The organism is Rossellomorea sp. NPDC071047, assembly GCF_050270195.1.
Classification (GTDB): domain Bacteria; phylum Bacillota; class Bacilli; order Bacillales; family Bacillaceae_B; genus Rossellomorea.
In genome coordinates this window covers 24752-47585 of sequence record NZ_JBNNJT010000005.1, presented here as the reverse complement: position 1 = coordinate 47585, position 22834 = coordinate 24752, and the positions used below count along the sequence as shown (strand labels likewise).

Below are 22834 nucleotides of genomic sequence, written 5' to 3'. Positions count from 1 at the left end.
AGGCGTTTGGGAGCAGGAATATATATTATCAGATAATTAGGAGAATATCAATATACAATTCAAGACCCAATATCCTGAACGAAAATAGTGATCAAAAAAACCTCCACCTATAAAGATGAAGGGTCTTTCATACGATCCACAGGAAACACAATCTGAAAACTCGTCCCCTTGCCAACTCTACTTTCAACCGTAATTACGCCTCTCATCGCTTCAATGATGCGATAGGAAACCATAAGACCAAGACCAGTCCCTTTTTCCTTCGTAGAAAAGTACGGTTCTCCCAGTCTGGCGTGTTGTTCAGAGGTCATCCCGACTCCAGTATCAGTGATGGTGATGTTTACGTTCTCTTTTTGAACCTTCGAAAGTATCGTTAGGGTACCTCCTTTTGGCATCGATTCGATCGCATTTTTGATGATGTTGAGAAATGCTTGCTGAAAGCTCCTTGTATTGCCGACGATGGTTGCGTCCATGATGCTTTTATGTACGTCCACCGATTGCTGGTTGCTGAGGGGCTCTACCATATCAACAAGCTTATTGAGTTGTTCGGAAATTGAGATGTCCTCTACATGATCAGGATCAGGCTTGGCAAATGTGAGATAGTCATTGATGATATCTTCTGCCCGGTTCAGTTCTGATGAAGCGATGGCTAAGTATTGCTCTTTTTTTCCGACTGGAAGATTTTCTTGATTGAGCAATCTTAGAAATCCTTTAATAACCGTTAACGGATTCTTCACTTCATGTGAGATGCTGGCTGCCAGCTGAGCGAGCACTTCCATTTTTTCTATTTTCACGAGTGCTTGCTTGATTTGAATCTGTTTAAGCAATGTTTCACATATGTATGTCAAGATGAGCATTCCCACTGAAGGGAGTAAGATGAAATTAATCAGATAGCTTTCATCAATTACAAACACTGTCATGGCATTCGCAATTAGGGCCGCTACTATGGAATGAATGGTAAAGAGCATCACTGAGAATATAATCTTCTTACGGCTCGTTAACCTGTCAAAATCGAACCACTTCATCCCGATAAGCGTCATGAGGTAGATCACCACATAAATCACAAATGCTACTAAACTCCAACTATATATCATAGTCCTGGATACCAATAAAACAACTAAAAGTGCGAGCCCTGTGTATGGTCCTCCATACATAATTCCGAGTACAAAAGGAATCATCCGTAAATCATGTACACAGTATGGATTATGATAGATTGGGGAGAGCATGCACAGGATAATGGCAATACTCAAAGAAACAAGGGTTGCAAACCTTGTATACCAGCCATGTATCATCTTTCTTTCAATAAGGAAAAAAATTAAAAAAATACTCAAAATGATATAAAAGAAATTATTAATAACATCCTGATTAAAGATAATCATACATACCCTTTGACCTTTCACAGATATTGTCTACTTTATAGAAATTCTACCATACTACTACGAAAATCGTTACAATTATATATGTAATCTTACATTACATAAGAATACTCTCCTGTAATTGTACAGGAGAGTCATCAACTTACACTCTTTTCAATTGTTCACCAAGATATTTTGCCAACTCAAGCATTCCGTATTGTCCGTACTTCGCCTCGGCATCCTTGTTGTAATTGGTGTTGGTGTTCACATCATATGTGTAGATGGTGCCTTCTTTGTCTTGAATAAATTCAATCCCGGCAACATCGATCCGGTTTTCTTTTAAAAATGCTTCATAAGACAAAAGGATATCATGGGAAAAGTTTTCCCTGATTTGGAATTTAGGCTTCTCCTCTTGCTCCCCCACTGGACAGAATAGATCATCGACCTGGCAGACATCGGCGGGACATAATTCAAATCCTTTTGACGTATCCACCTTCACAGCATAAATGAATTTTCCTCCAATGAATTCACAGCGTGTGATCGAAGCGTCTGGTGCTTCAATGTATTCCTGGATTAGCGTCGTGCCATCCAGCGGTTCTTCAAATGCATCACTGTAGACATAGTTTTTCAGTGCGTCGACTGAATGAAACAACTGAACACCCAATCCTTTCCCTGCACGATTATGCTTGGTGATGAATGATGTCTTATTGAGCTTTTGTGCAGCTTCTATGATCTGCTCTTTTCCAACGGCCGCAATGGTTTTAGGTGTCTTGATGCCGGCAGCGTTCAAGGACATATACTGATTCACTTTACTTACTTCCAAACGGAGGGCACGGCTCCCGTTCAGTACATTTCTTTCATACCTCTCCAACCATGAAAGAACGCTTTCCGTTAACTCAGGTGCAAAACGATGGTTTCTGGTATGGGAAGATGCACTGATCCGGTTATAGAAAACACCTTCTGGCGGCTCTGTTGATAAATCGACGAGTCCTTGATCCAGAAACCATTCCTCATAAGGCAATTGAAGCTCGTCAAGACGAGTCGTTAAATGATTGGTCCATTCACTATTTTCATGAATAATATGAATTTTTTTCACGATCATTACCCCATTTGTCCGTAGGATTTTTTCAAAAAAATGGTCGTACAACACAAAGTAATCCTACTATAAAAGTAGGATTTAGGTCAATGATCATGAATTTATCTTGGCTTTCTGTCGGTTCTCATCTGAATTTTCATACCACTTTTTGTAAGCTGATCGATTGTTTTCGGGAAATCATCGCTAGAGGAAGGGCTATGATCGTCCTTCAAGATATCCCTGATTTCCTGTAAGACTTCAAGGTTCGTCGTTTGCTTCACTTTGTATTGCTGTTCTCCGCCCTTCAAGCGGTTGACCACCTTTATCATCAGAAAAATGCTCATGGCCACGAGAAGAAAGTCTACAAGGGCTTGTAGGAACTTTCCCAATTCAATCACCTCTGCTCCAATTCGAAGGTGCAGGCCTTCTAAGTTAATTCCACCAAATAAAATTCCGATTGCCGGCATCATCATGTCTTGAACGAGAGACTCCACGATCTTGCCAAACGCTGAACCAATAATGACTGCAATCGCTAAATCAATTACATTCCCCCTTGAAATGAATTGTTTAAATTCAGACCACATGATGAATTCACCTACCGCTTCATTACTCTTAACATATGGCAGAACCGAGTGAGTTATGAAGACAAGGGCAAAAAAGCTACATAAGATATTTCCCTACAATGGCTAGCAACACAATAATAGCGACTGCCCCCATTAGGATGATCAACATTTTTTCTTCTTTATTCCCTAACATTCTTTTCGCCTCCTCCATTTCTTAAGAAACTTACACGGTCCCTCTTTCAAATAATTTTGTTTCCAGTATCACGGGGCTAGGGTCCGTATTTTCAAGAAATAGTTTAAACGATTCTTCTCCCACTTTGCGTATTGGTACTTCAAAGGATGTAATGTCCAGGGCATCGGCAATAGGATGATTATCAAAGCTTAAGATAGCCAAATCATCGGGTATCCTGATCCCCCTTTTCCCTGCCTCTGTCACCATACCGGCTGAAACCTGATCACTCGTAACGATAAGTGCAGAAGGCTTTTCTTTCATCTGTTCCCAGGTTTTCACGACGTCCCTCCCATCTTCCAGGTGATAGCAGTCATTGAAGATCCACTCATCACGCACAGGATTGCCTGCAGCTTCTGAGCTATCGTAATAACCCCGGATTCTCTCTTCACTATTCGTCCCATACATTCGATGCAGGCATAGACCTATGCGGGAGTGACCTTTTGAATAAAGATATTCGAGACCATTCCTAACTCCTTGATAATGATCGATATATATTTTCTTACAAGATTGACCGTACACATTTTCGCAGAAAACCACATTGGCATTCTCTGTGAACGGTGTGAGAATATCCAGTGAATTTGAGCGTGAAGTTAAGATCAAACCGTCCACTTCCTTCATTTGCAGACGATGAAAGGCATCAAGTTCGGCTCCCTTGTCATAATTCGTTTGAAAAAGTTGAAGATGATATCCATGCTTTAACGCTTCCCCTGCAATACCTTGAAGAATTTCTCCGAAGTAAGGAAGATTCAAATACGGCAAAACAACTCCTATGCTATAAGTTTTGCCTTTTGATAAATGGACAGCGTTTGCGTTTTTTATATAATTTAATTGCTCGACGGCATCGAGAACCTTCAGACGTTTTTCTTCTTTCACATAAGGGTGTTGATTTAATACCCTTGAAACCGTTGAAACAGATACTCCCGCAAGCTTGGCGATACTGCGAATATTTGTCATCCCCATACCCCTCATTAAATGTTATGAATAGCCCATTTTTGAGAAAAACTTTTTAAAACGCTTGCTCTGAAACGCGTTTCACACTTTAGAGTTAATCATGCAAGGGGTCTACCCCTAAAACATGATAAGGAGGCTGTACTATGCTCGGTATTTTATTCTTACCCGTTCTGTGTATCATCATCATCGGAGGAAGCTACGCCGCATTAAAGCCCATCCATTTCTATACTCCCCACGATCAACAGGATCCGTTTGAGCACATATACAACCATAAGCTCAACTAGTTCAATTGCCTTGTCTGCTTCACTGAAGCAGGCTTTTATTTTACCCATTTCACTGCCCAACCCTGGACGGCCTCCATCACAGTCTCCAGTTCCCTTCCCTTTTTCGTCAGGCTATAAAGGACTTTGACCGGCTTTTCGTCGAGGACTTCCCGGGACACGATACCGTTTTCCTCCAGTTCCTTTAATCTGTCGGTTAACACCTTTTGACTGATATTCGGTATTTCTGCATTTATATCTTTAAAACGACACGTTCCTTCAAATAATACCTTTATGATCATCCCGATCCAGCGCTTGCCTAATAGTTCAAAGGCAGCGGCGTATTTCGGGCAAAGTTTTGTTTCCATATGAGTTCTCACATCCTAAATCCTTATCCCTTGACGCATACTAAAACGTCGGTTATATTGTTCATATTGTTTATACACTTACTAAAAGTAAGTAACATACAATTATATACCATATTATAACACTTTTTTAAACATCAAGGAGGCTTTATCATGGATAATTTCTTTCAAGTCGTCGATGAACGACGCTCAACGAAAGTATACGACCCTCAAGTGGAGATCCCTCGTGAGGAATTAGTCAGCCTGCTCGAAACAGCAGGAAAAGCACCATCTGCCTGGAACCTTCAACAGTGGAAGTTCCTGGTATTCGATCATAAAGAAATTCAAGAACGCTTACTTCCGATTGCATATCATCAGCAACAGGTACATGATGCTTCTGCAGTTGTGGCTATACTTGGTGACCTGGAAGCTAATAAGAATGTCGATCCTGTCTTCGATCCTGCCATTGAAAAAGGGGAAATGACGGCAGAAATCAAAGAGATTCTGAAGAAACAAATTGACGGTGCATACAGTCGCGATGAATATCCAAGAGACGCCGCTTTCAGCAACGCTTCCTTAGCCGCTATGCAATTCATGCTTGCAGCAAAAGCGAAAGGCTGGGATACTTGCCCAATTGGCGGTTTCAATCCGGCAGCTCTCGTTTCCGAATTCAATGTGTCGGACCGTTATATCCCGATCATGCTGATTACAATCGGAAAACCACTTCAAGAAGCACGAAAATCAGATCGTTTAGATATCCGCAACTTAATTGATTGGGCGGAATAAACCTATGAAAAAGCCACATCCATAGGGGATGCGGCTTTTTCTGTCTGTTAAAAGAGTACGCTTTTTTCAATCTGTTTCATTTCATAGAAGTAGCCTTTTTTCCTCATGAGTTCATCAAAACTGCCTGCTTCTACAACCTTCCCTTGATCCATGACGATGATTTGATCCATGTTTTCAAGACCGGTTAAACGATGACAGATCAGAATCAACGTGTCTCCTGCAGCTACTGTATAAAGATGGTCAAAGATCTCCTTCTCCGTCAACGCATCAACCGAAGATGTCGGTTCATCCAACATCCATAAGGGTGACCCCTTCAGCAGTGTCCTTGCAATGGCCAATCGTTGCTTTTCTCCTCCAGAAAGATTCTCTCCTCTTTCCAGTACAAGATCCTCTAACGAAAGGTGGCGCAGCTTCACTTTTTCTAATGCTGATTCCATTACCCCGTCTGCCACTCCGTCACGCACCAGCATAAGATTATCCTTTATAGTGCCATAGAAGAAATGATTTTCTTGAAGAACCACATTGGCATGCTCCCACAACGATTCTTTATCGATATCTTTAATTGAAGCATCATTCACGAAAATCGATCCTTGATCCGTTGAGTAAAAGTTTAATAACAATTGAAGCAATGTTGATTTCCCTGATCCCGACGGTCCTACAATCGCGGTTTTCGAACCTGCAGGCAGCTCAAGATCCACACCATCCAATGCCTTTCTTTCCTCTCCCTCAAAGGAAAAGCTTACATCCTTCAGGCGAAAGGACGGAGCATTCCCGTCAAGTTTCCCGCTAAATGAAGGTCCGTCCCTCTCTATGCACTCTTCGGGTAGGACAGAAGATAGCCTGGCTGCCGCTCTGCGGGAATCTTCATAGTGTGAGGGGAGGATTGCCATGGGTGTGGCGTTTTCGAATACGGTTAGTGAGATCATGACTAGCATAGCAAGGTATAGGCCGTCCATTTGACCTGATCCCACCGAATATGCCCCTACAGCTAAAACGATCCATGAAATAAGAAGCGAGACCAGGATATTGGTTGAATGACTAAAGAGGGAATGGACACCCTCACGTTCCTGTTCACTCACATAGCCTGTTGATGCATGAACAAGGCTTCTCTCTTTATCCTCCAGTCGCTGATAGATTTTCAGGTCTCTGAATCCATAAAGAAATTCCGTTACCTCAGTAGACAACTCCCCTCTTCTTTCTCTTAAGGTCATTTCAATCTTTCTCTGTTTAAGAGCAAAATGGACAGGGAGGACGAATCCCGTCAGCAGAAGGCCCACGAGAAGAATCAATGCAACAGATACAGAATAAAACATCGTAAACAAAATCGTACTTAAGAACACCATCACCAGAATGATCGGCGGATAAAAGACCCTCAGAAAGAAATTTTGGAGGCTCTCTACGTCCCCGACAATTCTTGAGAGAAGATCTCCACTTCTGTATCGCCCGAAAATCCCCGGTGCTAACGGCTCGATCGTTTCATAAATCGAGACCCGTAAGTTGGCAAGAATCGTGAAAGTAGCACGATGTGAAAAATAACGTTCTGCATAACGGCTTAGCGCCTTTGTAAAACCGAACAGCTTCAAGAGCGCAATCATTACCGTCAGTGCGTATAGAGGTACTTCCAAAGCCGCTTTAGAAATTAAATAACCACTTGAAGCAAATAATCCGACAGAGGTCATTCCAGCCAGGAAGCAAAAAAGAATAGAATACACAATATCCTTTTTTTCCTTCATCATCAGCTTTACGACAAATCCTAACTCTTTCATCATATGTTCACTCCTTGCTGTACAGTCACCATCTCATGATACCGTGAAGAGGACTTCATTAACTCATCATGATTTCCTATACCCGCTAATTCCCCATTTTCCAGGAACAGAATTTGATCCGCTTCACGAATTGTATGCAGGCGGTGAGCCACCGTAATCACCGTTGAATTCTCGGATAATTCCTGAATGGAGGCTTGAAGGATTCCCTCCGTTTTAAGATCCAATCCTGTTGTCGGTTCGTCGAAAAGAATAAGAGAAGGTTTCTTGAGAAAAGCCCTCGCTAAGGCAATACGCTGTTTCTCTCCTCCTGACAGCCCTCTCCCCGCTTCACCGATCGGTGTGTCAAACCCTTTATCGAGACCTGCAATCATTTGTGAGATTCCTGCTTTTTCAGCAGCGTATTCGATCTCTTCCCTGGTCACGCCCTCTCTTCCTCCAACCGCAATATTCTCTGAGATTGTGCCTGAGAATAAATACGGATTCTGAGAAATATAACTCAGTTGATCAAACCAGTCGCTTTCCCTATATTCACTTCTCAAAAGTCCATCAATCACGATGTCGCCTTCAGAAGGATCAAGAAGTCCGGCTAAAAGATGAAGAAGCGTTGTTTTCCCTGCTCCACTTTGACCGACAATCGCCACCTGGCCACAAGGAGGAATGGCCGCCGAAATGGATTGAAGAACCAATCCATTATCACCGTAGGAAAACCCGACATTACGTAATTCAATTGTGGCAGGAGTCCCGTTTGATACGAGTTCCTTCTCTCCCCATTGCACAGGTCGATCTTTTTCTTCAAGCTCCTCCATGACTTTCTTCGCGGCCCCCATACTTCCTCGGCCAGTATGAAATGCTTGCCCAAGCTCTTTTAATGATAAATAGAATTCCGGGGCGAGCACAAGAACGAAGAAAGCGGTGAAGAATGAAATGCTTTCAAAGACGACCAATCTGAGCCCTACTTCAAGAGCAATCAGTCCAATACTTAACATGGAAATAAACTCTAACATCAAGGAGGATAAGAACGCTGTCTTTAACACTTCCATCGTGGCTTCACGAAAGTCAAGACTGGCAGAACGGATTCCTTCTTTCTGTTGTTCCCCTCTTCCAAGGAGCTTCAAGGTAGTCAATCCTTGCAGTGTATCGAGAAATCGTCCGGAAAAAGCCGTCAGCTTATCCATTTGCTTCTCGGATTTGTTTTTTGTCATCACTCCGATAATCGCCATAAATAAGGGAATGAACGGGGCCGTTATGACCATGATCAGACCCGTATATATATGCTCCGTAAAAATGATGATTAAAAGTATTAACGGAACGAAGGTCGTTTGGATTCTTTGGGGCACGTACTGACTGTAATACCCATCCAGCCCATCGACAGCATCCATCATCGTACTGACTTTTTGTCCAGACTGCCCTTGAATGGACGCTTGCAGTGGATTTTTTGTCCACTTGTTCAAGAGCCGCTTTCTCAAGTCGCTCTTCACCATCGAAGCCATCCTGATTCCTGTTCGTCCATTTACATATGTGAGGGCTGCTCTCCCCACTAAAATAATCAGCAACGCACCCAGCATTGGGAGAATGTCTTGAAATTCCACTCCCTCTATAAACATTTTATCTACAATGCTAACCAGCAAGTAGGCTTGTCCAATCACAACTCCCCCCATTAATAGGGATGTTCCGTAGAGGGTCATCATGGATGATCTCTGCTGCTTAGCCAATTTATTTAGTTCTTTCATACCTTTTCTCAACTCCAAGGTTAAAAGTTAGTGAAATGTTTCACAAATTAATAACTCTATTATAGTAGACTTGTTCCCTTAATGCATCTTTTAGGATTGACCTTTTTGTGACAATTCCAGAACCCAGTTAGTTTTGAATGTGGCGTGGATGGTCTAGTATTTCATTGATGTCCTAAGGAATCCAGCCGAAATCGCCAGTAATCCGGTCATTTGTCTGTATAATCCTGCGGAAACCACCAATAATCCAGCCGATTCCGGTGAATATCCAGCCGATATCTTTATTAATCCGGCCATTTTACAATAATTGAAAACCTGCACAAACTAAATTCCAATCAATAAAAATAGAGAGGCATATCGCTAAGCGAATGTCCTCTCTATTTTCCCCTGTTATATCTTCAATAAATCCTTCGTAACACGCTGAATAATCTCCGGCAGCACTGAGAAGGTGTATGGTTTATATACTCTCTCTGTCCACTGATGGCCATCTTTTCCATAAACTCCGATATTAATAGAAGGGATGTTGAGTTTTCTGATCATGTCGATGGGAACAGGGAACAACTGATCGATCAATGGAAGATTCTTTTTGAATACGTCAATATCCTCGTCTTCTTCATGAAGAGAAAGAAAGCTTCCGTCTGCGAGATATGGGAAAAACCGCTTTATCACAAATTCTTCGCCGGTTTCTTCGGCTATATCATTTAAGCATTTCCCTAAAGCTTCTCTTACCCTCTTGCCATACTCATTTTCCTCGTTCACAAAGTTATGAGGTAAAAATGGCGGTGCGAAGAAAATGATCACTCTGGGCGTTCGATCAGGATCCAGATGCTGCAGTGCTTCCACCATGGCATATGCAATCGTTCTTCTGTCTTCCCCCTCCATATCATAAAAGACCTTTTTCATGACAGGATCGGGATCAATGCCTCTTTCCTTCAGCCAGAAGATATACTCCCGTAATGTCAGCACTTCCACTTCCCATGAAAACTCCCTTTCCGGGAATCCATGATAGCTCCGATATTGCTCAAACTGCCTTTTACTGCGTTCTTCCAATTCACTCACTGCCTTTAATGCTGCCTTCTTCATATCGTAGAGCACTTCCCGGGCAGTCCTCTCGTATACAAAGTAATTGAAGTAAAGAGAAGCGCTCAGAGGGGTCTGAACATTATACGTATGCTTGTCATCTTTGAAGTACAAACAAGATGGCGGCAGGGTGAATTCACCAGGTATATCCTCAAGGTAATCCAGGTTCTGATTGATTTCAAGATTGATCTTCGAAGCAATCACAGTAGGATCGATCGATGTCAGAACATCCCCTACATGCGCTTCTCTTCCATATATATAAAAGCTTGGCAGGAGCTTTCCTGCAGCTCCCGTGTAAATATATCGCTTACAGTCCCCATCATAGATCGGAGAAATGAAATCGGTATTGATCGCGGCCAAATAGTCAAAGCCCTCTTTTTTCAAACGATAGAGATCACTTAAAGCTGCAATCATTCCGGCGTGTTCACTTTCTTCATCACCATTAAATAGGAAGAGTAAATGCCCATCTGGCGTTTCCTGGCCCGTATAGTTCAACAGATTCGCCATGTGTACGGCAATCCCGCTCTGCATATCCAATGCCCCTCTTCCAAACAGCCAGTTTCCAGAGAGGGCGTCTTCTCTCACCTTTTCCTCTCCTTCATAGTCCATAAAGAACTTCTGGAGAAAGTCGGGATCATGAGCCATATCTTGAAGTGCCCCATAATCATCCGTCCCCACCGTATCATAGTGGGCATGGAATAATACAGTTTTCGAAGACGTTCCTTTCACGAGAGCAAACACGTTTTTCCTTCCTGTCGGATCATTCGGGACTTCTTGGAGCCAGACTCGATCAGGATGCTCTTGAAAGTAAGGAAATGAAGAAATCATTTCATATATATATCGGGCTTTTTCACTTTCACCAATTGTTCCATTATAGCTTTTCAGAGCGACTAAAGATCGTGTTATGAGCTCAATCTGCTCGGAGATTGATTTGTTTTTTAATTGTGTATACACGTTAGTACCGCTCCTTTCCTTGAGAAATGTCAGCTTATGCGTGGTTAATCGTTTATTTGCTGGGCATTATAGAGACTGATTCTTCTATAATTGATAACATCTTATCGAAAATGCAAGGGGTTTGGAAGGGGTTTCAGGATTATTTCTTAAAAAAATTTCATACCTTTCTATTGAAATTCGATCTATTACCGAATATTATAGAAGTTGCGCGTTTTTAATGTTCGTTTTTATTGGAGGTATTACGATGTTTAAATTAAAGGAACACGGCACTAATCCAAAAACTGAAATACTGGCAGGAATTACTACATTTCTAACGATGGTTTACATTGTCGTTGTCAATCCTATTATTTTAGCCGATGCAGGTGTGCCATTTGATCAAGTCTTCTTAGCAACCATTATTTCAGCCGTAGCCGGAACGTTATGGATGGCCTTGTTCGCAAACTACCCGATCGCCATTGCACCAGGGATGGGATTGAATGCTTACTTCACCTACTCTGTAGTAGGGGCGAATGATGACATTTCTTATATCGTTGCATTCTCTGCCGTTTTTGTAGCAGGAATCATCTTTATCATTCTTTCATTAACACCATTCAGAAAAAAATTGATCGAAGCCATTCCACAAAATCTAAAGCACGGCATCACCGCAGGAATCGGTTTGTTCATTGCTTTTATTGGATTACGACTGACAGGACTTATCCAAGCTCATCCAACGAATTTAGTACAGCTGGGGGATCTTCATTCATCTTCAGCAATCTTAGCGTTAATCGGATTGGCGGTCACCCTTATCCTTATGGTCTTACGTGTCCATGGTGCATTGTTTATCGGAATGATTGTCACTGGTCTCGTTGCCTTCTTTACTGGAGAATTATCATTTAAAGAAGGGTTTGTGGCTCTCCCACATCTTCCAGAAGGATTGATCGTATCAAATCCCCTTACAGCATTTGCCGATGTATTTCAATACGGGTTATATGCCGTTGTGTTCTCATTCTTACTTGTAACGATCTTTGACACAACGGGAACGATGATCGGAGTGGCACAACAAGCAGGTCTTATGAAGGGCAACACGATGCCAAGAGCACGTGAAGCACTATTGGCGGATTCCATTGCAACGACTGTCGGGGCGATGTTTGGTACGAGTCCTACGTCCGCTTATATTGAATCTTCAGCCGGTGTCTCTGCTGGAGGAAGAACAGGATTGACAACATTAACGGTTTCTATCCTGTTCATCGCTGCTGCATTCTTCGGTCCTCTTGTAAGTGCCGTATCAGGAATCTCAGCCATTACAGCTCCTGCCCTTATCATCGTAGGAAGCTTAATGATGGGGAGCATTTCTCATATTAAATGGGATCAATTAGATGAAGCCTTCCCTGCATTTTTAATCATTCTTAGCATGCCGTTAACATCAAGCATCGCAACAGGGATAGCTCTCGGATTCATATCTTATCCTTTATTAAAGGTAGTGAAAGGGCAATGGAAACAGGTACATCCACTCGTGTACATCTTTGCTGTCCTGTTCTTCTATCAGCTGGCATTCCTGCCTCATTAACTCGATATAGATACTCGAAAGACCGTTCATAATGAACGGTCTTTTTCTGGTGCAAATTCAGCTGGTTGTGTCCATATTCTATTGACGCTTTTTAGATTTTTGTCATCAAAAGTTAAACAATATACATCCGGCATTTCAAGCCTTCTCCAAAATCGTATATCATATTGAGGATCAAAGTAACTCATGATCAGAACCATGATATTACCGTGTGTTCCAATCACTACGTTTTTCCCATTATATTCTTCAATGATCTTAAATATCCCTTGTACGCCCCTTTTTTGAGCGGTGAGATTCGACTCTCCACCTTCCAAGGAAAAAGCAGGATCCTCCCACACCAATGAGATTGCCTCATCAAAGTTTTGAACAGGTTTACTTGATAGAGTCCGTTCTCTTATCTCCTCATAAATGTTGATCTCTTGATCAATGTAATGGGCTATTCCTTCAACGGTTTCCACCGCCCTTTTGTACGGACTGGAACATACCGCATCGATCTTTTCCTTCTTTAATAATTCTGTTACATGCTCAGCCTCCACCATACCTTTCTCAGATAGGGGCCTGGTTAATTCCTCGGGGGTGTATTCCGAGTGAGCATGCCTCACGAGATACAGTTGAGTTATTGCCAACTTCATTCACTCCTTCTTATTTTTCGGCCACAAAAAAAAAGAGCTGTCATGCAAAACAGCTACCCTTATTTCCACACCGCGTCCAATTGGCCAGCATAAAATGTTATCGCCTTTTTATAAGCTTCAATGGTGGGGTCTTGTGACGTTTCTCCAATGCATGTCAGCAGTAGCTCCATTGCTTGACTGTGTTCGTTCAGATTATAGAGCGTCATGGAATAAAAGACCGTCAACGCTTTATTTTCAGGAAATCGTCCGATTCCTTTCTTGAAAACCGATTTGCTTTTTTCATACTCTCCCAATGTCCGATATGTACTCCCTAATCCAAGATATGCGCCTTGTAAATCTTTATCATCCAGTCCCAATTGAATCGAACTTTCGTAATAAGGAACGGCTTCACTTTCTAGTCCCATTGTGTCATGGGTCCATGCACATTGGTAATGCAGAAAACCATTATCTGGTTCTTCCCCAATCAATCGCTTCCACCTTTCAATGGAGGCTGCGTATTCTCCCGACTCTCTCAATGCAATGGCTTCTTCTATTTTTCTTTTCATTTTACAGTCTCCCATTTACTCGGGAATGAACTCCATCAACCAGGAATCATGATATTCGCCTTCATGAAGCTCATGCTCCCGCAGTATTCTTGCTTTACTATATCCACATTTCTCATAGCATCGGATCGCTCTGGTGTTCCAAGTCATGGGATCCACCACGAGTCGGTGGACACCCTCCTTCTTGAGCAAGTACTCTACTACAGCTCGAATGAGTTTCGTCCCTACTCCCCTGTTCCAATATGTCGCTTCTCCGATAAATTGATCCGTACCGTAAATCACTTCATCTAAATTCGTGTAACCATATCGTATCATTGTTTCTTCATCTAGCTGATAATACTGGAGATAACCGATTTCATTCCCCTCGTACTCAACCAGACAACCTAAGACGTCCCTCTCTGCCAGGAACTTCTCCTCCACCATCTGAAGAGTAAATGGGCAGTCCCTCCCTTCATAAAACTCCAGCACCACTGGATCCTGCAACCACCTTGCCAACGTGTATTTATCCTCCTCCTCTAACCGACGGATATATAAATCCCCACTCCTGACATTCATACACACACCTCCCATAACTCTCCTCTTCCTCTATACATTCATCACATATTAGAAAAAACCCTTTTTTTATTTGAGGGACGGACCTGGGTCTGTCCATTGTTTGAAAAATTTGTGAAATAATTCACATTTAAGTATTTATCTGAATTCATGAGTAGAAAATCTGTATGTTTCATGTTATCATTTGGTTGTGAATAATTTCACAATACACTTACTAAAAATCTTTCATCCCCCATTACATTTCTTTGAAAATGAACATTGTTGTGTATGATGCAAAAAAACTCATGAATAGGTGATGACGTATGACAATCAAATGCACAAACAAAGTAGCTTTAATCGGTACAGGATTTGTTGGTTCAAGTTATGCCTTTGCTCTCCTTAATCAAGGAATCGCACATGAACTTGTGATGATTGATTTGAATAAGGAGAAAGCTGACGGAGACGCACGTGATTTAAATCATGGTCTTGCATTCGCCTCCCCTATGAAAATATCTGCAGGAGATTACAGTGACTGTAAAGATGCCGACTTGGTCGTAATTACGGCAGGAGCGAACCAGCAGCCGGGTGAAACCCGTCTGGACCTGGTGGAAAAGAATGTGAAAATCTTTAAAAACATTGTAGACTCTGTCATGAATAGTGGATTCAATGGCATTTTCCTTGTGGCGACGAATCCTGTCGACATCTTAACGTATGCAACGTGGAAGTTTTCCGGTCTTCCGAAAGAAAGAGTCATCGGCTCAGGAACGATCCTAGATACAGCAAGACTTCGCTACTTAGTCGGAGAGCATTTTGATATTGATACACGGAATATTCACGCCTATATTATGGGAGAACACGGCGACACGGAGTTTCCAGTTTGGAGCCACACGACTGTAGGTGCAAGTCATTTAAGTGAGTTGATTGATCTCCACCAGGATGACGTGCAGAAACAGCTCGATGATATATTCGTCAATGTAAGAGATGCAGCCTATCACATCATTGAACGGAAAGGCGCAACTTATTACGGCATTGCCATGGGTCTTGCCAGGATTACCAAAGCTATCTTTAACAATGAAAATAGCATATTAACCGTTTCTGCCCTCCTTGAAGGAGAATATGATCAGGAGGACATATACATCGGGGTCCCCGCCATCATTAATGGTGAGGGCATCAGAAAAGTCGTCGAGCTTCCGTTAAATGACAAAGAAAGAACTCAATTCGCCCACTCTGCAGAGACGCTAAAAAATGTGATGAAAAAAGCGATGGATTCTTGATTTACTCCCTTCGTTAAAATGAATAGACACGCACGCCCATTGGACCTCCTCATATGATAAAGAGAAATCTTTATGAGGAGGTTCTTCTATGTACGATCACAGACAACTATTCCCCGGTTTTCCTGGGGGAGGTAGCGGGTTCCCCGGATTTCCTGGTGGAGGTCAAGGATCAGGTGGCGGCTTTCCAGGCATTCCTGGCTTTCCTGGTGGAGGACAAGGTGCACCAAGCTCACCACCACCTGGAGGCGGGCAAGGCGGACAAAATCAACCACCACCCGGACCACCACCGAACTTCCAACCACAAAAAACGGCGATGCAAGGAACACAAGGCGGACCGAGTGTCTTTGCAGTAGACCCTGGTGCCATCAGAAGATGTTTATTCCGCTACACGTATATTTGGTTACGAAGAGATGCGTTCTGGTTTTATCCTGTCTTTGTTGGGCGCCGTTCCATCGCCGGATGGAGATGGATCGGATTCACATGGGTTTACTTTGGTATCGATTTAGATAAAATTGAATCCTTTACCTGCGTGTAGGTTTACCCATGTATCCATATCCTTACTATAGAACCAGCAACACCAATGGGACGATTACTGTAACGGGTGAGCATACACTTTATGTGGATCCTGATCAAGCCATCGTCTCTATCGGCGTTGTCACTAAAGATGAAGAACTTGAAGCGGCACAAAACCAGAACCAGCAACAGTCCACTCAAGTCGTTCAATCACTATTAAATAACGGTGTGTCAGAAAAAGATATCCAAACCTCCACCTATCAAGTATTCCCACAGTACAACTATGAGGACGGTAAACAAATTTTTACAGGATATGAGGTTCGCCAAGTATTTCGCGTTACTATAAAAGATATTGAAAAAGTGGGTACGATTATGGATGATGCTATTAAAAGCGGAGCGAATCGGGTAGAAAACATTCAATTTGTCAATTCAAATCCTATCGAATCCTATCAGTCAGCCCTTGCTTTGGCCTATCAAAAGGCATACCAAAAAGCACTCACATTATCGAGCCAATCGGGGCAACAGCTAAGTCCCCAGCCAAAGTCCATCACAGAGCAATCAAGCCCGATGGTCACCCCCTTTGTAACAACTGGATTTGTGAAAGCCGCTGAAGAAAGTACAACCGTGCAACCAGGACAAATCGGCGTCACTGCCATCTTGACAGTAGAATACCAAACCCGATAAACAACAAACTGTCAAAGTATACCAATACTTTGGCAGTTTGAATAAAGTTGAGAGGGACGGACCTCAATTTCCACTTTTATCCACACTGCATCTTAATCTCTCCACTCAGTAATAATACTAAAGAGCCCATCCCTAAAACGAATGAGCTCCCCTAACTATCTCCCGAACTTCAACTCCGGATTTACTACATGAGCTACTACTCTCTCGACAGACGCAACCACTTCATCATCACTCAACACTCTAACCCCATGCTCAACATAAGCAGGCAGGAATGCCATTCCCGTTAAGTTAGCAGTAGCCTGCAGTGGTTTCAGCAGTTCGCTCATGGAATAGTGATTGAATCCTCCTGATCGATATGCACCTGCAGGACCGCCGGTTGAGGTTACAACCAAGAATTCTTTTCCGTGAAGCTTCGTGCCCTCTGCCCCATAAGCCCAACCGTATTCCAGCACCTTATCCTGCCATTCTTTTAGAATCGCTGGTGTACTGTACCAGAAGAATGGGAATTGGAAGACGATTCGGTCATGTTCTAACAAAAGATTTTGTTCTCTCTCCACGTCAATATCCATGTTTGGATATTCCTTATATAAATTATGCACAGTAACGCTCTCTTCTTTTTCCAAACGTTCTGTCCAGGCTTTGTTCATTCTTGATTCTTGTAAATTTGGATGTCCTACTAAAACTAGTGTTTTCATTTCTATCACTCCTTATTTGTATATACAAATAATATCATCGTTTGTTTGTACATACAACTAATAAACTAAAAAAATTTATTTTTTATTTTCCAATATTAAATTCGCTTCATTCACATCACGAGTCAACTTACGTGCCTGCTCCTCACCCATGATTTCTGCATAGCGTTTAAACAGGTTCTTCCAACACTTCGAAATGTCATCCTGCATGCTATAGCCTTTATCCGTCAGGGCGATGATCGCCAACTTCCCTTTGTTCTTACGTGTAACAAGCCCCTTCATTTCTAATTTATCTACAAATCGGGTACTTGTTGAAGGAGCGATATTCAAAGCTCCGCTAAGCTCTTTTTGTGTTAAACCATCTTTATCCTTTAAGGTCATCAACAAAAATGCATATGTGGGAGACAAGCCGATCGGCGCAAACTCTTCCTCCGCCATCTTGTTCATCATTCTTGCCAAGTGATTCGCAGAGAAATAAAGACAGTTACAGAATTGATCTTCCACTCTCCTCGACCTCCGTTCATGTTTGTATGTACAAACTACACCAGTCTTGAGGATTTGTCAATGCTTTCCACTCTACTCACCCAGGGACTTCGATTTACGGCTGCATGCTTCCATAGCCGTTAATATGGCTCCTTTAAAATTATTCTTCTCCAGAGCTGATACCGCTTCTATCGTTGCTCCTCCTGGTGAGCAAACGGCATCCTTCAGTTCTCCTGGGTGAGTGCCCGTTTCGAGAACCATTTTGGCTGCTCCAAGTACAGCCTGCGATGCAAGCTGATAAGCCTGCTTGCGGGGAATGCCTTGCAGAACCGCTCCATCAGCCAGTGCTTCTATGAACATAAACACATACGCGGGAGAAGATCCGCTTACTGCCGGAATGGCATCCATCAGGCTTTCCTCTACCATTTCAGCCTTTCCGAAGCTTTCTAAAATGGCTTGTACATCTTCAAGATCTTCTTCCGTTACTTCATTATTTACACAATAGGCCGTCATACCTTCTCCCACAAGAGAGGGGGTATTAGGCATGGTCCGGACAATTTTCATTGATTCAGAAAGCTGACTCTCCATCCAATCAATGGTGATGCCTGCTGCAATGGTAATGATGATGGCATCCTCTTTCAAGGAATCCTTGATCGATTCGATAATGTTCCGATATTGGTCAGGTTTCACTGATAAAAACACTATATCCGAAAACGTTGCTACACTATTATTATCACTTGTAACCCCAACTCCAAATTCCCGTGCTACTTTATCCAGCGTTTCATGAGTTCTGGCGCTCGCTTTAACCGAATGATCATCCACCAAACCGGATTTCAATATCCCGCCCATAATCGCTTGTGCCATATTTCCGCAACCAATAAATCCAATGGTTTTATCCATTTCTTCACCTCATAAGTTTGTATGTAAATAGTCTTTAGCATCATACCAAATTTATCTCCTCATATAAAATTAAACGTCATAAAAAAAAGGCTCAAAGGAGAAATCCTTCAAACCTTTCCATCATTCCACCAGCTTCCCGCAATGAGGACAAAGAGATTTTTGATAATCCTTTGGGATCTTCCTATGACAATGATTGCATGTCTTCATATACTGAGGTTGATCAAATAAGTCCTCAGACATCCCATATCCACTCTTAAAGGTGGTTCTCATAAGACGGACTATTAATCCGATAATCACACCTGTAATAAGTAGTGCCCAAATCATTTAGCCCTCGCTTTTTCAAAAATTTCACCGTAGTCCAGGTCGAGGATTGGTTCATCATGGAGCAACCTTTCCCTGATCTGAGAAAGAAGCGACTCCTCGACCTCGGATAAATTCTCAAGATCCCATTTTTTATGGAAAACAGAATACAGTGTTAAATCCCTGAGCAGGAGAAAATGGGGGATTCGTTCTACCCACTCTTCTTCTAAATCACACTCTGTCAAATATCCTTTTAAAAATGAAACGAGAAACTTACCACCAAATTGGCTTCGAATATCTAAGTTCTCATTACGATGTTTCCACCACACGGAATAGTATAAAGGTATGGCAACGTCACTTATAAAAAAGAACTGTGTACTATCGTCGAAGTCAAACACATGAAGATCACCCTCATGGTAAAAAAAGTTCCCTGGATGGATGTCAGAGTGAATGAGCCCAAAAGTATCTTTGGTTTCCACAAATCTTCTAATCGCCTCCATGTTTTTTTGACCAGCATCAAGGATGTACCTGTCTTCTTCAGATAAATATTTCTTATAGTCCAGTACATCGTCCTGATCCCAGCGAAGACGGTGGATGCCATCCTCCCCGTATGCCTTTGTTACCCTGTGCATATGTCCTGTTATTTTCCCCCATTTATAAAATAGTTCTTCATCGAATAACGGATCATTCACTTTCACAGGATTTCCTGGAGCTTTATCAAACAAGCACACATAGAAATACGTATCTCCTGCTTTGATGACTTCTACGAGCTTTCCTTTATCAGAGTGGTTGACTAATGATACATTCACTCCTTGTTTATGTAAGTAGTTAATCCATTTCAGTTCAGCTTCCACTTCTCTTTCTGAACGATGAGAACTGTGAGTGAGGCGGAGGATATAGGGAGTTTCCCCCTTATGCACCTCATACACATAGTTTTCAAAGTCTCCAAGTTTCTTCGCTTGAGCAGTATTACAGCCATATCGTAAGGAAGCTTCAGACAATAGTTCCTCTGTAAAAAGCTCTTCTATCCACTTTTCCATCGTACCTTCTCCTACTCTATTTCAGAATTGATTTCCTATCTCGAAAGGGCCACTCTGTAAGGGAACAGCTCGGCAATCATGATTCCTTCATTTACCGCAGGATCTTCCTTCATGAACGCTTTGGCCATTTCCTCATCTTCCGCTTCAAAAATAACGATTCCAAAAGCATTTTCTTCTTCATTCAATGTTCTGCCGGCAAGGATTACCACCCCTGCTTCCGTGAATTCTTTAAGCCTCTGGAAGTGTTGTTGAACAATATCTTCATCCGCGGACGTCCAATTTTCTTCTTTATGTAAATCCGGGACAAGCTTTAATACATAGATAAATTCCATCTGAATCGTACCTCCTTCTATTTTATATATACTACCTTCCACATCAGGATTCCTTTATCTTTGCATACAAAAAAAGCTGCTAAGTCTACTCAGCAGCTTTCATAATAATGAAATCAATGTTCCTTTAACCATTCATCCATCGTCCGAATGATTTCATCTTGCTGGTCCTTTGGTGAGATATATGCTTCAAGATCCCCTTTTTGCTTCCCGTACATTCCGAAGCCTGCATGGTTTCCCCCTTCGATTTGGTGGAAGGCCGTTGATTGCGGCAATATTTTTTTACTTTCTTCAATATCATCCTTTGTAGTAAGCCCATCATTCTCTGCGAAGATGCTTAGAAAAGGAACATCGCTTCCTGAAAAATCAGTTGAGCTTGTTGGATAAGAGGCGAGGAAAATCACCCCTTTTATCTCATCTTGATGATCATACGCGTATGTAGCAGCGGCTACACCACCCAATGAGTGACCTGACACATACCAATCAAGCTCTTCATCAAAACTTTCTATTATCTTTTCAGATTCACCAACACCAAAAAAAGCGATATGAAAGGGCATCCTTGGAATGACCACTGTGTATCCCTTTTCGGAAAGCGACTTCCCTAAGTACCCGTAAGCCTCGATTTCGACCTTTGCTCCTGGATATAGAATAAGGCCCTTGCTGTTAGATTCCTCGGGATTAAAAATAAGCCAGTCTTTTTTTTCTTCAATTAATGGATCCTCTTCGATTTTGATTGTTTTTATTAGTTCTTCCGTAGCTGTATACGTTTGTTCTGACCAGAAGTAAAATCCAAGGCCACCTATTAGGACAACTGCAATAAGAACAATGGCAGTCCATTTGAGTATCTTTTTCACAGGGATCACCTTTTTTACTTTTAGTATACTCTACACTACAGCTCTTTTCTTTTATGAATGCTCAGTTAAAAAAATGAGGATACGTATGAATATCAGTTGTTTTCACGATATGGATTTCTTTTCTTACATTGATAGAGGCATAGAATACCTCATGGATTGCCGTGAATCCTTCTCTTCTCAATTCATCCCGAACCCATTTTTCCTCCACGTTTAACTTTTCTAGAACACCCGTATGCAGTACGCCATCTACAATAAGAGGAAATGCAAGGCTCGTTCGCTTCATCACTCCCGCATCCTCCACTGTAAGAGTTTGTTTAGGGGGGACCTTATTTATCGATAAACTCCCATTCGATTCAATGATTCCTATCTCCACATCTTGCAATGAGAATACCTCTTTCTCCCGAAGAAGCATCAGAATATTATCAATCGTGTAACCGGTTTTCTTTAAGTCTTCTTTTAGAACCTGACCGTTTTCAATGACCACAGTAGGTTCAAATGAAAGCAATTTACCTACTTTTCGAGAAGAGATTTTCATTTTAGTCAAGATTTTTTGTAATATGCCGATCAGAATCATTGCGACGATGGTATGGATATGTTTGATGTCTGGGTCTGCAATATCCGCTCCTACAACAGAACCAAACACGAGGACCACTAGAAAATCAAATACCGGCAACTCCCCAATGGAACGTTTCCCCATATATAATGTGACAAAAATCATAAATGGAAGTATTGTAAAAATTCTTAATGCCACGATACCTAAGTCTTTAAAATCAACCATGAACTATTCAAATCCTTTTTGAGTCTGATAGGGATAGTTTCCCCTATCACAGAACAAACATGAAGGTTGTTTGCTTATAAATAAAAAGAACCAACCGAATAGGCTGGTACTTTTACTCATTTATCTTCTGGAATGTAATTTCCTTTTCGCTCATCAAATATTGCAAAGCTGTCCGGAATGTGAGGAAGCTTTTAATCCCTTTAAGCTCTCTCACTCCTGAATTGATCATCACTTGAGTAAGCGCAGGTGTAAATCCGACAAATAGGGTTTCGATTCCCATTAATCCAATTGCCTTGGCCATGTTATGGATATAAGTGCCGAAAATGTCCATTTCACCGATTTCTTTCTCTGATATGGCTGAGAAATCTACAATGATTGTGTTGATATCTCCTCCGTACGAGACGTCTAATATCTTGGAAATGATCCTTTCAAAACGTTCCGGGCTAAGTCTGCCGGTAATGGGGATCAAGATGGTTTCCGGGACGATGGAGGGGATGATAGGTGCTGAAATATCCATAATCAGTTGTTCTGATTGACTCAGTTGTTCTTTTAATTCTTTAATTTCATTCTTTAGTTGTTGAATTTCTTGCTTTTCATCTGTCATGATAAACCTCACCGCTTATAGAATGTTTTAAAAGTACCTCTCTCT

25 protein-coding genes are annotated in these 22834 nt (G+C 41.9%); 6 read left to right on the top strand and 19 right to left on the bottom strand.

The genetic code is table 11. The annotated features are described in order from the left end of the window. Positions 1 to 107 precede the first annotated feature (107 nt). The 4 genes from ACQKFO_RS16860 to ACQKFO_RS16845 form a co-directional block, all read right to left on the bottom strand. A complete protein-coding gene (locus ACQKFO_RS16860; RefSeq protein ID WP_427600039.1) occupies positions 108 to 1289 on the bottom strand; it encodes an ATP-binding protein in 1182 nt (393 codons plus the stop codon). A gap of 226 nt (positions 1290 to 1515) precedes the next feature. Further along, positions 1516 to 2448 carry an ATP-grasp domain-containing protein gene (locus ACQKFO_RS16855; protein ID WP_427600038.1) on the bottom strand — a complete coding sequence of 311 codons (933 nt, stop codon included), beginning with the start codon at positions 2446 to 2448 and terminating at the stop codon, positions 1516 to 1518. 101 nt (positions 2449 to 2549) lie between these two features. Then, positions 2550 to 3011, bottom strand: a complete 462-nt coding sequence (gene mscL, locus ACQKFO_RS16850; RefSeq protein WP_427600037.1) for a large conductance mechanosensitive channel protein MscL — start codon at positions 3009 to 3011, stop codon at positions 2550 to 2552. Between the two features lie 202 nt (positions 3012 to 3213). Then, the gene (locus ACQKFO_RS16845) at positions 3214 to 4176 is read right to left on the bottom strand and encodes a LacI family DNA-binding transcriptional regulator (protein WP_427600036.1); all 963 of its coding nucleotides are present in this window, start codon (positions 4174 to 4176) and stop codon (positions 3214 to 3216) included. A gap of 140 nt (positions 4177 to 4316) precedes the next feature. Between ACQKFO_RS16845 and ACQKFO_RS16840 the strand changes: the two genes are divergently transcribed. Continuing rightward, on the top strand, positions 4317 to 4457 hold the full coding sequence (locus tag ACQKFO_RS16840; RefSeq protein ID WP_427600035.1) for a hypothetical protein: 141 nt from the start codon (positions 4317 to 4319) through the stop codon (positions 4455 to 4457). A 35-nt stretch (positions 4458 to 4492) separates the two neighbouring features. Here the strand turns inward: ACQKFO_RS16840 and ACQKFO_RS16835 are convergent, their stop codons facing one another. After that, complete coding sequence (locus tag ACQKFO_RS16835; protein WP_427600034.1) at positions 4493 to 4801, bottom strand: winged helix-turn-helix transcriptional regulator; 309 nt, start codon at positions 4799 to 4801, stop codon at positions 4493 to 4495. Positions 4802 to 4951: 150 nt separating this feature from the next. Between ACQKFO_RS16835 and ACQKFO_RS16830 the strand changes: the two genes are divergently transcribed. Continuing rightward, complete coding sequence (locus ACQKFO_RS16830; RefSeq protein ID WP_427600033.1) at positions 4952 to 5563, top strand: nitroreductase family protein; 612 nt, start codon at positions 4952 to 4954, stop codon at positions 5561 to 5563. Between the two features lie 47 nt (positions 5564 to 5610). Here ACQKFO_RS16830 and cydC read toward each other — a convergent pair whose 3' ends face one another. The 3 genes from cydC to ACQKFO_RS16815 all read right to left on the bottom strand — a co-directional run bounded on the left by cydC (position 5611) and on the right by ACQKFO_RS16815 (position 11090). After that, positions 5611 to 7329, bottom strand: a complete 1719-nt coding sequence (gene cydC, locus ACQKFO_RS16825) for a thiol reductant ABC exporter subunit CydC (RefSeq protein WP_427600296.1) — start codon at positions 7327 to 7329, stop codon at positions 5611 to 5613. Next, a complete protein-coding gene (gene cydD / locus ACQKFO_RS16820; RefSeq protein WP_427600032.1) occupies positions 7329 to 9059 on the bottom strand; it encodes a thiol reductant ABC exporter subunit CydD in 1731 nt (576 codons plus the stop codon). Before cydD ends, cydC begins: the two co-directional genes overlap by 1 nt. Positions 9060 to 9446: 387 nt before the next feature. Then, on the bottom strand, positions 9447 to 11090 hold the full coding sequence (locus ACQKFO_RS16815; protein ID WP_427600031.1) for a M20/M25/M40 family metallo-hydrolase: 1644 nt from the start codon (positions 11088 to 11090) through the stop codon (positions 9447 to 9449). Positions 11091 to 11334: 244 nt separating this feature from the next. On the opposite strand from ACQKFO_RS16815, the gene ACQKFO_RS16810 reads away from it, so the two are divergent. Then, positions 11335 to 12636: an NCS2 family permease gene (locus ACQKFO_RS16810; RefSeq protein WP_149155006.1), complete on the top strand. Its 1302-nt coding sequence runs from the start codon at positions 11335 to 11337 to the stop codon at positions 12634 to 12636. A gap of 26 nt (positions 12637 to 12662) precedes the next feature. On the opposite strand, the gene ACQKFO_RS16805 is transcribed toward ACQKFO_RS16810, so the two are convergent. The 3 genes from ACQKFO_RS16805 to ACQKFO_RS16795 form a co-directional block, all read right to left on the bottom strand. Further along, on the bottom strand, positions 12663 to 13253 hold the full coding sequence (locus ACQKFO_RS16805) for a histidine phosphatase family protein (RefSeq protein WP_427600295.1): 591 nt from the start codon (positions 13251 to 13253) through the stop codon (positions 12663 to 12665). Positions 13254 to 13324: 71 nt separating this feature from the next. Next, the gene (locus tag ACQKFO_RS16800) at positions 13325 to 13810 is read right to left on the bottom strand and encodes a tetratricopeptide repeat protein (RefSeq protein ID WP_427600030.1); all 486 of its coding nucleotides are present in this window, start codon (positions 13808 to 13810) and stop codon (positions 13325 to 13327) included. Positions 13811 to 13825: 15 nt separating this feature from the next. Then, a complete protein-coding gene (locus ACQKFO_RS16795) occupies positions 13826 to 14362 on the bottom strand; it encodes a GNAT family N-acetyltransferase (protein WP_427600029.1) in 537 nt (178 codons plus the stop codon). Between the two features lie 299 nt (positions 14363 to 14661). Between ACQKFO_RS16795 and ACQKFO_RS16790 the strand changes: the two genes are divergently transcribed. The 3 genes from ACQKFO_RS16790 (at position 14662) to ACQKFO_RS16780 (ending at position 16809) form a co-directional block, all read left to right on the top strand. Next, on the top strand, positions 14662 to 15612 hold the full coding sequence (locus tag ACQKFO_RS16790; protein ID WP_427600028.1) for an L-lactate dehydrogenase: 951 nt from the start codon (positions 14662 to 14664) through the stop codon (positions 15610 to 15612). A gap of 88 nt (positions 15613 to 15700) precedes the next feature. Next, entirely contained in the window at positions 15701 to 16147 is a 447-nt protein-coding gene (locus ACQKFO_RS16785) for a transporter (RefSeq protein WP_427600027.1), read from the top strand. A gap of 8 nt (positions 16148 to 16155) precedes the next feature. Next, a complete protein-coding gene (locus ACQKFO_RS16780; RefSeq protein ID WP_427600026.1) occupies positions 16156 to 16809 on the top strand; it encodes an SIMPL domain-containing protein in 654 nt (217 codons plus the stop codon). A gap of 155 nt (positions 16810 to 16964) precedes the next feature. On the opposite strand, the gene ACQKFO_RS16775 is transcribed toward ACQKFO_RS16780, so the two are convergent. The 8 genes from ACQKFO_RS16775 to ACQKFO_RS16740 all read right to left on the bottom strand — a co-directional run bounded on the left by ACQKFO_RS16775 (position 16965) and on the right by ACQKFO_RS16740 (position 22789). Further along, complete coding sequence (locus tag ACQKFO_RS16775) at positions 16965 to 17504, bottom strand: NAD(P)H-dependent oxidoreductase (RefSeq protein ID WP_427600025.1); 540 nt, start codon at positions 17502 to 17504, stop codon at positions 16965 to 16967. 75 nt (positions 17505 to 17579) lie between these two features. Further along, positions 17580 to 18005, bottom strand: a complete 426-nt coding sequence (locus tag ACQKFO_RS16770; RefSeq protein ID WP_427600024.1) for a MarR family winged helix-turn-helix transcriptional regulator — start codon at positions 18003 to 18005, stop codon at positions 17580 to 17582. Positions 18006 to 18077: 72 nt separating this feature from the next. Next, positions 18078 to 18884, bottom strand: a complete 807-nt coding sequence (gene proC, locus ACQKFO_RS16765; RefSeq protein ID WP_427600023.1) for a pyrroline-5-carboxylate reductase — start codon at positions 18882 to 18884, stop codon at positions 18078 to 18080. Positions 18885 to 19204: 320 nt separating this feature from the next. Continuing rightward, a complete protein-coding gene (locus tag ACQKFO_RS16760; RefSeq protein WP_427600022.1) occupies positions 19205 to 20224 on the bottom strand; it encodes a phosphotransferase enzyme family protein in 1020 nt (339 codons plus the stop codon). 35 nt (positions 20225 to 20259) lie between these two features. Beyond that, positions 20260 to 20556: a YciI family protein gene (locus ACQKFO_RS16755; RefSeq protein WP_427600021.1), complete on the bottom strand. Its 297-nt coding sequence runs from the start codon at positions 20554 to 20556 to the stop codon at positions 20260 to 20262. A gap of 113 nt (positions 20557 to 20669) precedes the next feature. Further along, the gene (locus tag ACQKFO_RS16750) at positions 20670 to 21407 is read right to left on the bottom strand and encodes an alpha/beta hydrolase (RefSeq protein ID WP_427600020.1); all 738 of its coding nucleotides are present in this window, start codon (positions 21405 to 21407) and stop codon (positions 20670 to 20672) included. 61 nt (positions 21408 to 21468) lie between these two features. Further along, positions 21469 to 22185, bottom strand: a complete 717-nt coding sequence (locus ACQKFO_RS16745; protein WP_427600019.1) for a DUF421 domain-containing protein — start codon at positions 22183 to 22185, stop codon at positions 21469 to 21471. Between the two features lie 112 nt (positions 22186 to 22297). After that, positions 22298 to 22789 carry an STAS domain-containing protein gene (locus ACQKFO_RS16740; protein WP_427600018.1) on the bottom strand — a complete coding sequence of 164 codons (492 nt, stop codon included), beginning with the start codon at positions 22787 to 22789 and terminating at the stop codon, positions 22298 to 22300. Between the last annotated feature and the right edge of the window lie 45 nt (positions 22790 to 22834).

What these genes read in the sequence shown, in the direction of transcription:
- ACQKFO_RS16860 (WP_427600039.1), bottom strand. Translation starts at nt 1,289, where the DNA reads ATGATACATGGCTGGTATACAAGGTTTGCAACCCTTGTTTCTTTGAGT.
- mscL (WP_427600037.1), bottom strand. Translation starts at nt 3,011, where the DNA reads ATGTGGTCTGAATTTAAACAATTCATTTCAAGGGGGAATGTAATTGAT.
- ACQKFO_RS16845 (WP_427600036.1), bottom strand. Translation starts at nt 4,176, where the DNA reads ATGACAAATATTCGCAGTATCGCCAAGCTTGCGGGAGTATCTGTTTCA.
- ACQKFO_RS16840 (WP_427600035.1), top strand. Translation starts at nt 4,317, where the DNA reads ATGCTCGGTATTTTATTCTTACCCGTTCTGTGTATCATCATCATCGGA.
- ACQKFO_RS16835 (WP_427600034.1), bottom strand. Translation starts at nt 4,801, where the DNA reads ATGGAAACAAAACTTTGCCCGAAATACGCCGCTGCCTTTGAACTATTA.
- ACQKFO_RS16830 (WP_427600033.1), top strand. Translation starts at nt 4,952, where the DNA reads ATGGATAATTTCTTTCAAGTCGTCGATGAACGACGCTCAACGAAAGTA.
- cydC (WP_427600296.1), bottom strand. Translation starts at nt 7,329, where the DNA reads ATGAAAGAGTTAGGATTTGTCGTAAAGCTGATGATGAAGGAAAAAAAG.
- cydD (WP_427600032.1), bottom strand. Translation starts at nt 9,059, where the DNA reads ATGAAAGAACTAAATAAATTGGCTAAGCAGCAGAGATCATCCATGATG.
- ACQKFO_RS16810 (WP_149155006.1), top strand. Translation starts at nt 11,335, where the DNA reads ATGTTTAAATTAAAGGAACACGGCACTAATCCAAAAACTGAAATACTG.
- ACQKFO_RS16800 (WP_427600030.1), bottom strand. Translation starts at nt 13,810, where the DNA reads ATGAAAAGAAAAATAGAAGAAGCCATTGCATTGAGAGAGTCGGGAGAA.
- ACQKFO_RS16795 (WP_427600029.1), bottom strand. Translation starts at nt 14,362, where the DNA reads ATGAATGTCAGGAGTGGGGATTTATATATCCGTCGGTTAGAGGAGGAG.
- ACQKFO_RS16790 (WP_427600028.1), top strand. Translation starts at nt 14,662, where the DNA reads ATGACAATCAAATGCACAAACAAAGTAGCTTTAATCGGTACAGGATTT.
- ACQKFO_RS16785 (WP_427600027.1), top strand. Translation starts at nt 15,701, where the DNA reads ATGTACGATCACAGACAACTATTCCCCGGTTTTCCTGGGGGAGGTAGC.
- ACQKFO_RS16780 (WP_427600026.1), top strand. Translation starts at nt 16,156, where the DNA reads ATGTATCCATATCCTTACTATAGAACCAGCAACACCAATGGGACGATT.
- ACQKFO_RS16775 (WP_427600025.1), bottom strand. Translation starts at nt 17,504, where the DNA reads ATGAAAACACTAGTTTTAGTAGGACATCCAAATTTACAAGAATCAAGA.
- proC (WP_427600023.1), bottom strand. Translation starts at nt 18,884, where the DNA reads ATGGATAAAACCATTGGATTTATTGGTTGCGGAAATATGGCACAAGCG.
- ACQKFO_RS16760 (WP_427600022.1), bottom strand. Translation starts at nt 20,224, where the DNA reads ATGGAAAAGTGGATAGAAGAGCTTTTTACAGAGGAACTATTGTCTGAA.
- ACQKFO_RS16755 (WP_427600021.1), bottom strand. Translation starts at nt 20,556, where the DNA reads ATGGAATTTATCTATGTATTAAAGCTTGTCCCGGATTTACATAAAGAA.
- ACQKFO_RS16745 (WP_427600019.1), bottom strand. Translation starts at nt 22,185, where the DNA reads ATGGTTGATTTTAAAGACTTAGGTATCGTGGCATTAAGAATTTTTACA.
- ACQKFO_RS16740 (WP_427600018.1), bottom strand. Translation starts at nt 22,789, where the DNA reads ATGACAGATGAAAAGCAAGAAATTCAACAACTAAAGAATGAAATTAAA.